We start from the raw sequence: 9,248 nt of genomic DNA on the forward strand, positions 1-9,248 counted from the left end.
TCCTCGTACATGACGCCGACAAACACGCCGACGTTCTGCTCCGCAGCGACGCTGTCCCGGGTGTAGCCGGCGTCTTCGAGCGTGGCGTGCACGCATTGCAGGAACAGCCGCTCCTGCGGGTCCATCAGTTCGGCTTCTCTCGGCGAGATGTTGAAGAACAGCGGGTCGAACTCATCCACGCCTTCGATGAAGCCGCCCCATTTGCTGTAGGTCTTGCCAGCCCGGGTCCTGTCTTCGTCGAAGTACGCCCGCCAGTCCCAGCGCTCTGCAGGGATCTCGCTGATGCTGTCTTTGCCGGCGCTCAGGTTGGTCCAGAACTGAGCCACATCCCCGGCTTCGGGGTACCGGCCTGACAGGCCGATGATGGCGATTTCCGTAAGGTCGGAGCCGGGCGCGTTCCTGTCGATCCGGCTGCGCGCCTCGTAGCGCGACCGGCGGCTCATCGACGCTGACATCGGCCTCTCGACCTTCACCACCGCGGGCACGGGCGTGACGGTCGTGGCGATGCGCCCTTCCCCTGCCAGCGCCGCCATCGCGGCATGATGGTGCTGAACAAAATATCCGCTCAATGCGGCAATGGTCTGGTATTCGAAGAACAGCGTCTTCGGCAGCGGGCCGAACTGTTTTTCCAGCGCGAGCGTCAAATCCAGGATCAGGATCGAGTCGATGCCGTAGCTCTCCATCTGCGCCTGCGCATCGATCTTCTTCGTGGGCAGCTTCAGCGCATTGGCGAGGAAGCGGACCAGGTAGCGAACAGCTCTTTCCTCGATGCCGTCGGGCGCATCGGCTACCACCGGCGCGGGCACAGAGGCGAGGACTGCGCGCTCTGCCTTCGGCGCTCTATCGGTCGGGGGGGTCGACGTGGTCATGGCCTTCAGGCCGAGCCGCCTGAATTGCACGCATGCCATGCCGTTGGCGTCGCAAAGGTCGATGTCGACCTCCTGCACCGCGTCGCTGCTCGCATGGTCGGCGGTAGGCCGAACGACGGCCCACATCGTGGCCGCGCAAGGCGCGAGCACCGCCAGCGATCCCAAGGCAAACGGCAGCATCAGGCTCAGGCCGTCAGCGTTGGCGCCGATCCGCAGGCCAACCGAGGCCTGCATCGCCGCGTCGAGCAGGCTGGGGTGCAAGACATAGCTGTCCTGGGCCACCAGCAGCGATGGCGGCAGCGTGATCGCGGCCACCGCCAGTTGCTCGCCGATGAACAGCTCGCCCAGCCCCTGGAAGCCGCTGCCGTAGTGCAGGCCAAGATCTGCAAACAGCGCGTAGCACTGCGCGGCACTCAGGTGCGCCTGCGAGCATTGCTGCTGCAAGGCCGTGATGTCGTGCGTCACCGGTGCAGCCTGGTCCGCGGACGCCATCACCAGGCCTTCGCCGTGGAACACCTCGGCCTCCGCGGTGCCAGCGTGCAGCGCATAACGGACCTCGCCGTCATCCTCCGGATACAGCGAAACATGCAGCTCCAGCCCCTCAGGCCCAACCACCACGGGCCGTGCCCAGACCACGTCCTCCAGATGCAGCGCACCGGCGCCCCCTCCCATTCCGCTCATGGCCTCGCTCACCGCGAAGCGCGCCATTTCCAGCTGCGCAGCACCGGGCAGGACGCGCCTGTCCACCACGACATGGTCGGCGAGGAAAAACTCATTGCCGCTGAAGCGGCTGCTGAAGCGCGGCCCGAGCAGGTTCGACGAATTGCGATGCACAAGCGGGTGCAGCAAGGCAGACGGCGCGGAAGCGGCCTGCGCGTCGCTGCGCCCTGCCGGCACCCAATGTCGTTCCTTGGCAAACGCGTAGCTCGGCAAGCTGATGCGACGCGGCTGGCGGTCGCTGTAGAGGCCGGTCCAGTCCACTGCCTCGCCTTGCACCCACAGCGCAAGCAGCGTGTCCAGCTCGCCCCGCTCGATCCCACTGCGCGTGTCGGCGGTGGCTGTGGCCGCCTTGTTGCGCCCGGCCTGCCCGCGATGGACCACATCGGCACCGGTGCTGCCAGCCAGATGGCGGGCCAGCTTCTCGCGCAGCTCTGCAAGCGAGCCTGCCACCAGGCCCAGCCGCGCCTTCATTGCTTCGCGGCCGACCTGCAGCGTGTAGGCCAGGTCGGCCAGATCAATGCTGGCGTTCTCCGGCGAGGCCAGGAAGGCGGACAGCCGCTGCGCCTGCGCCTGCAACCGTTCCTCGTCGCGCGCGGACAGCACGACCGCCACCGGGCCGGCCGCGGCGGGCCGCGTCGCCACCGGCGGGATGTATTCCTCCAGCACCAGGTGCGCATTGACGCCGCCAAAGCCGAACGAACTCACACCCGCGCGGCGTGGCAAGGGCAGGCCTTGGGCATCGCGCAGTGCCGTCCACTCGCGCGCTTGCTGCACGACGTAGAACGGGCTGTCGCCCAGGTCGATGTAGGGATTCAGCGTCTCGCTGTGCAGGCTCTTCACCAGCGTCTTGTGCTTCATCTGCAGCAAGACCTTGATGACGCCGGTGACGCCGGCCGCCAGTTCCAGATGGCCGAGATTGGTCTTGACCGAACCGAGCCCGCAATGCGGCGCAGCGACGGCGCTGTCGCCTGTGGCCGCGTACAAGGTCTTGAACGCAGCCTTGAGCCCGTTGATTTCGACCGGGTCGCCCAGCGGGGTGCCGGTGCCGTGCGCTTCGATGTAGGTGACCGTGCGCGGGTCGATGCCGGCGTCCTGGTAGGCCTTGCTGACCACGGCCGCCTGGGCCGTGGGATTCGGCGCGGTCAACGAGTTGGCGCGGCCGCCGTGGTTCTCTGCGCTGCCGCGCACCAGGCCGTGGATGTGGTCGCCGTCGCGTTCGGCGTCCGACAGGCGCTTGAGCACCAGCATCGCCACGCCTTCGCCACGCACGTAGCCGTTGGCGTCACTGGAGAAGGTCTTGCAGCGGCCGTCCTCGGCCAGCATGCCGGCCTTGGCGAAGCTGGCATGCAGTTCCGGGTTGACGATGGTGTTGACACCACCGGCAATGGCCATGCCGCAGTCGCCGCGCTGCAGCGCGAGGATGGCGCGCCGCAGCGCCACCAGCGAGCTGGAGCAGGCCGTTTCCACCGGCTCGCTGGGCCCGTGCCAGTCAAGGAAATAGCTCATCCGGTTCGGGCCGACCGAGGCCACCGCACCAGTTGACGAATGGCCTTCGACCGGCATGCGCGCACGGCTGATCAGGTGGGCATAGCCGCTGGCGATGGTGCCGACGTAGAGGGCGGTGTCGCTGCCCGACAGCGCCGGGCCTGCATGGCCGGCGTCTTCCAGTGCCTTCCAGACCTGCGTCATCATCAACCGCTGCTGCGGGTCCATCAGCTCGGCTTCTTTCGGCGAAATGCCGAAGAACATCGGGTCGAACTCGTCGATGCCAGCCATGAAGCCACCCCACCTGGCGTGGGCGTGCGCCTCTGCGGATTCGGCTGACCAGGTTCCCCAATCGAGACGCTCACGCGGAATTTCGCTGATGCAGTCCTTGCCTTCGGCGAGCACGCGCCACAAGGCATCGATGTCGTCCGCCATCGGGAACTGGCCGCTCATGCCGATGATGGCGACCGGCTCGTCCACCGCTGCTGCGCGGCTCGGCGCCGCCGCAGCCGTGGCGCGGTGGCCGGGGCTTGCGGAGAGTGCCCTGGGCGCGCGGGGGGCCGAGGGCGCCGAAGGGGCGGCCACGGGCTCGCCCTGGGGCGCAAAGTGGCGCCGCATGGTCTCGCGGCGTTCGCGCGCCAGGAAACCCGCAAGGCCGTCCAGGGTCGGGAACTCGAAGAAGATCGTCGGTGTCAGCTCGGCCTGGTAGCGCTCGTTCAGGCCATTGCCGAAACCGGTCAGCGTGATCGAGTCGAAGCCGTATTCGCTGAGCGAGGTTTCGCCGTCGATGTCGTCAGGCTTGACCTTCAGCGTGGCCGAGACCATCTCGACCAAAGCTTGCTGGATGCGCTGCCGCAGCGTCGCGTCGTCGATGGCTGCGGGCTGGACCGCCACCACCGGTTCCACCGCCGCGACCGGTGCATCGAAGGCTTGGTGTTCCAAACGCACAGGCGGTGCTGCCGCTTCCTCGCGACGCTCGGTCCAGTAGCGCTCGCGGGCAAACGGATAGGTCGGCAGGCTGATCCGCCGCGGCGCCTGGCCGCCGTTGCGATGCAATGCCGCCCAGTCGACCGGCAGGCCCCTGACCCACAGGCCCAGCAGCTTGTCGGCCTTGCCCTTGGCGAGCCAGGTCGCTGCGACCGAGGCCATGTCGATGTCTTCGTCACCGGCGAGCAGGACCATCGCGTCCTTGCCGCGCCTGGCTTGACCGCGGTGCAGGCCGGCGACAGCCTCGTCCCCGGCCAGGAAGGCAGAGAGCTTGTGACGCAACTCAGCGAGCGATTCGACCGTCAGCGCGAGCCGTTCTTCCATCGCCTCGCGCCCGACCTGCAAGGTGTAGGCGAGATCGGCGAGCGAGAGCCCGGCCTGGTCGGCCGTGATCGCGGCGAGCAGGCGCCGCGCCTGGTCTTCCAGACGATCCTGGCGCCGCGCCGACAACACGACCATCACGAGGCCGCTGGCCTGGCCCCCCGGCTGCGGCGCGATGTACTCCTCGATCACCAGATGCGCATTCGCGCCGCCCGCGCCGAACGACGAGATGCCGGCCGTGCGAGGGATTTCCTGCGCGCGGCCGCCGATGTCCCGGACCATTCGCGGCCAGGGCGCCGACTCCCGTTGCAATGCGAAGGGCGAATTGGCGAAGTCAATGGACGGATTGACCTCGGCGGCATGCAGGCTGGGCACCAGCGTGCCATGCTTCATCTGCATCAAGACCTTGCTGATGGCCACGATGCCGGCCGCGCTTTCGCAGTGGCCCACGTTGGACTTGGCCGAGCCGATGGCGCAGAACTGCCTGTCTGCTGTCCAGCCCCGGAAGGCCTTGGTGAGGCCGGCGATCTCGATCGGATCGCCCAGGCTGCTCGCGGTGCCCTGGGCTTCGAGGTAGCTGACGTTGCGGGCATCGACGCCCGCACGCTCCAGCGCGCTGCGCACGACCTGCGCCTGCATCGCCGGGTTGGGCACCATGTAGCCGTTGGTCCTGCCACCGGCATTGACGGCGCTGCCCTTGATCACGCCGTGGATGTGATCGCCATCGGCGATGGCCCGCTGCAGGGGTTTGAGCACGACGGCACCCACGGCCTCGCCGTCGACAAAGCCGTCGCCGTCGGCCGCAAACGACTTGCACTTGTCCCCGGCGGACAGCATCGTCATCGCGGACAGGGTCAGCAAGTGGTCCGGGTCCACGATCAGGTTGACGCCACCGGCAATCGCCACCTCGCTCTCGCCGCTGCGCAGGCTCTCCAGCGCCAGGTGGACGGCCGTCAACGACGACGAGCAGGCGGTGTCCACCGCCATGCTCGGCCCCTGGAAGTCCAACAGGTAGGACACCCGGTTGGCGATGGACCAGAAGCGCGTGCCGCTCGGATAACGCTCGTTCATCACGCCAACGAAGAGGCCAACCTTGCGGCTCGCGCACAGCGTGGCGGGGGTGTAGCCGGCCTCTTCGATGCAGGCGTAGGCCTCCTGGATGAACAGCCGCTCCTGCGGGCTCATGACCTCCGCTTCGCGCGGCGAGATGTTGAAGAACAGCGGATCGAAGCAATCGACATCGTCGATGAACCCGGCCCACCGGGTGTAGGCCTTGCCGGGCTGGCCTCTTCGCTCGTCGAAATACCGGCTGTGGTCCCAGCGCTCGGCCGGCACCTCGCGGATGCAGTTGCGCCCAGCCTTCAGGTGCGCCCAGAATTCGCCGACATCGGCGGCCTCCGGATAACGCCCGGACAGGCCGACGATGGCCACGTCCTGGGTGGCGGCAGGCAGGGTTTCCGGAGACTTCCGGTGCCCAAGGCGCCGGATGGCGCGCGCCGAAGGGCGCCAGGCCTGGTTCGCGAGCGGTGCCAGCAGTGGCTGAGGCCTGGTTGACTCCTTGGCCGGAGGCGCAGAGGCGCTGTCCAGCCCGGCCCAGCGCATCATTGCCACGGCCTGGGTTGCGATGAAATGGTCGGCCAGCGCGTCGATGCTGGCGTATTCGAAGAACAGCGTGGGGCTGACCTCGCTTTCGATGCCGAGGTCCTTGAAAGCCTGGCGCAGGCCGTTGCTCAGTTCGAGGACCAGGATCGAATCGATGCCGTAGGCGTCCAGGCCGGTGCCGGCATCGATCCTGTCCAGCGGCATCTTCAAGGTCTGGCCGACCAGCTTCTTGAACTGCAGCACGCACTTCTCGCGCAGCAGGGCTGGCGGGACGCTGACCTGCGCCGTGGACGGGCTGGCCGCGGCCTCGTTGCGGCTGCGCGGCACGGCCATGGTCACGGGCGCGGGCGCGGGGGCGGGGGCGGGGGCGGCCACGATGCGGGCCGGCGCTGCCGGCAGGCTCGCGGCAGCGCGCACGGGCTGCCGTTGCACCGTCACGCCATCACTCTCGGCGACGACCACCTGCTGGCCGAGCGCGTGTTGGGCCGCGGCCGGGAAAATGACGTGGCGATAGCCTTCCTCGCGCAGCACCGTGTCCCAGCGCTCCGGCGCGAGGCTGGGGCTGCCGGGGATGCGCAGCGCCTCGTCCTCGTACAGCCACCAGCCGTCCAGCAGGCCGAAGGTCAGGTGGGTCCACAGCTCGCAACGGCTCAACTCATTGAGCACCAGCAGGCCGTTCGGGCGCAGCAGCGCCTTCGCGTTGCGCAGGCTCTCGCGGATGTCGCGGGTCGCATGCAGCACGTTGGTGGCAATCGCCAGGTCGTAGCTGCCGGCTTCGATGCCTTGCCCGGCCAAGGCGCTGCCAACGTCGAACAGCCGGTAATCGAGGTAGGGGTGGTCCGGTCCGTATTTCCGCTCTGCGTGCAGCAGGAAGGCGCGCGACAGGTCGGTGTAGGCGTAGGCCGCCATGTGCGACGCAAAGGGCTTGAGCCGTGCCAGCACGCGGGCGCTGGTGCCGCCGGTGCCGGCGCCAATCTCAAGGATGCGGATGCGGGCTTCGGGGTCCTGCCGCACACGTTCGGTGACAAATGCGACCACGGTGTCGCAGAGCACGTCGTTGAAATGGTCCGCCACGGCATTGCCCTGGTAGACCCCTTCGACGAGGTGCATCGAAGAGCCCGGGAACATCACGCTGGTGGCTTGCACGCGGCCCTGCAGGATGGCTGGCAACTGACCCAGCATCGCATCGACCAGCTGCACCTGCGCGCGCAGGTCGGCGTCGTCCAGCCATGCGGTCTTGCGCTGCTGCCATGCAGCCCAGGCCTGCGCCAGCGAAGTCGATTCATCTGCTGACGCCGCCAGCCATTGCCGGCTGTGGGCCAGCCAGCGCGCGTGGCCCGGGCGCAGGCCAGGCACCGCGGCCTCGCCAGTCCAACCCAGCGCCTGCAGTTCGCCGCGCAAGATCGCCAGCGACAGCTGGTCGATCTCGCGCTTGTGTTGCTTGAGGCGATCCGCGTCGCCAGGGAATGGCCTGCTGCCTGACTGGCGGGAGAGTGCGGTGGCGAGAGAACCATCGCGGGCGGCGTCGACCTGCACGCGCGCCTGGCCAATCAGGTCGAACAGGCCGCCTTTACCGCCGGTGGGTGCGACCTTGAGAAAGCCCAGCTGGGGCATGGGCGCGGCGAGCAGGCGTTCGATGGCCAGCATGCCTTCGTCCGCTTCGATGGAGCCAAAGCCCAGCTGTGCCATGCGCTCGCGATAGGCCTGCGAGGCGACCACGCCGACGCTGCCCCAGTAACCCCAGTTCATGACCTTGACGGGGTACGGCAGGCGCTGCGCCAATTGCAGCGCGTAGACGTCCTTGAAGGTGCAGCCGGCCGCGTAGTTGCTCTGCCCGGCCGCCTTCATGAAGCTGAGCAGCGAGGAGCAGAACAGCATGAAGTCCAGCGGGAGCCCGCCGAAGACCTGGCACATGCGCACGCTGACATCCACTTTGGCCGCCAGGCCCGCAAGCAGGCGGTCCTCGTCCATCTGCGCCAGGCTCTTGTCGAGCAGTGCGATGGCCGCATGCATCACACCATGGATCGCGGGGTGGCGCGCCAGGATCTGCTCGCGGGCGCGCACCAGCGCCTGCAGGTCGGTCGCATCGGCCGCGATGTACTCGGGCATGGGCCCGAAGGTGGCCAGCCGCGCCTGGGCCTGCGCGATGGCCTCGTCCAGCGGGCGCCTGCCGATCCAGACGATGTTCGCCTGGTGGGCGCGGATCATGTGCTCGCTCCAGGCCTGGCCAATGCCGCCCGCGCCGCCGATCACCACGTAGACGCCGCCGCGCCGGTACAGGGTTTCGTGCCGGGCCGCCGACGCGATGTCGACGGGCAGCAGGGCCTGGCGGAACCATTGGCCGGAGCGCCAAGCCAGCGCGTCGCCCTGCGGGTCGAAAGGCAGCTGGAAGAGTTGGTCGAGCGGCCAGGCTTGTGCGCCGTCCAGGTCCAGCAGGCGGAATTGCCAGCGCCGGAATTCCTTGGCCGCCGACCCCACGAAGCCATGCACGCCGGCATGCGCGGGCAGCACCGCGTCCGACAGGTAGACGGCCTGGGTGCGGACTGTCAACACCGTCCAGTTCAGCGGGCGTTTGTCCAAGCCAAGTGCCAGCAAGGCCTTGACCAGGCGGAAGCCCAGCACCACACCTTGTTGCTGCAATGCGATCAAGCCCTCGTCGTCCTGCTGATCCGACTCGGGCTCGCCGCTGCCGACGATCCAGACGAGGTGATCGAACTCGCCGTGCTGGCGCAGGCCTTCTTCGATCTCGGCGATTTGAGCGGCTGGCGGCAATGCAAGCAAAACCGCAGCGGGGAACTGGCTCAGCAGGGCTTGTTGCTGAGCTTGCGTGCCACCCAGGATCAACACGCGTTCGGTGGTGGAGGCTGGGTTCGCAGGCGCCAGTGGGCTTACCACTTGCCAGACGGGTGCCAACAACAGGTCGGTTTCGTGTGCGGCCGGCTCGGTTGCAAGGGTCTTCCCGTCGTTCACGGACCGCAAGCTGAACTGCCCCAGGCGCACGCAGACCTGGCCGTGCTCGTCGCACAGCTCAACGTCCAGCCGCTGCACCGCGTCTCCTGCACTGCTCCCAGCACTTCTGCGCACGACCGCCCACATCTCGCCCGTGCACGGCGCCATCGCCTCCAACGTGCCCAGCGCAAACGGCAGCATCAATGTTTCGCTGTCCAGTTGCAGACCCAGCGTCGCTTGCAAGGCCGCGTCCAGCAGGCTGGGGTGCAGTTGGTAGACGCCCTGCGGCGCCGCATCCGGCAGGCTGATGCGCGC

General features: G+C 68.0%; 1 protein-coding gene. It reads right to left on the reverse strand.

The features are described from left to right. Positions 1 to 9,248: beta-ketoacyl synthase N-terminal-like domain-containing protein (locus AC3WR5_RS33195; RefSeq protein WP_492490061.1), on the reverse strand; the 9,248-nt coding region annotated here is incomplete at both ends.

Source organism: Ideonella sp. FW305-24, from assembly GCF_058788035.1.